Consider the following 475-nt stretch of genomic DNA (forward strand, 5'->3'; position numbering starts at 1 on the left):
AGCCATCACCATCTTTCATTTGATGCGGAGCGTGTCGGTGTCACTGCTTCCTCGGCACGTAGATGACCGTGTCAATCAACGTCCGGTAATGGTCCATGACGGCCTGGCGGCGCGCCTTCATGCTCGGCGTGACCAATCCGTTCTCCTCGGTGAACTCGTCGGGGACGATCTCGAATTTGCGGATGGATTCGGCACGGGACGCCAGTTCGTTCGCCTTGTTGACCGCACGCTCGACCTCGGCGCGCACGATCGGATTCTCGGACGCCTCTCTCAGGTCGGACACGGGTTCGGCGCCCTTCGACGCGAGCCATGTGTTCGTCTCGGCAAGGTCCAGGGCGATGATGGCCGCGATGAACGGCTTGCGGTCGCCGATCATCACGCATTGGCTCACCACCGGCGACGTCATGATCGACGCCTCCATCTCGCCGGGCGAGACGTTCTTGCCGCCGGCGGTGATGATCAGGTCCTTCTTGCG

General features: G+C 62.3%; 1 pseudogene. It reads right to left on the reverse strand.

What is annotated here, in order from left to right:
• Positions 1 to 40: 40 nt before the first annotated feature.
• A pseudogene (locus B3C64_RS01745) lies at positions 41 to 475 on the reverse strand (long-chain fatty acid--CoA ligase); the annotation flags it as partial.

This window comes from Bifidobacterium sp. UBA6881 (assembly GCA_002451435.1).
Classification (GTDB): Bacteria; Actinomycetota; Actinomycetes; order Actinomycetales; family Bifidobacteriaceae; genus Bifidobacterium.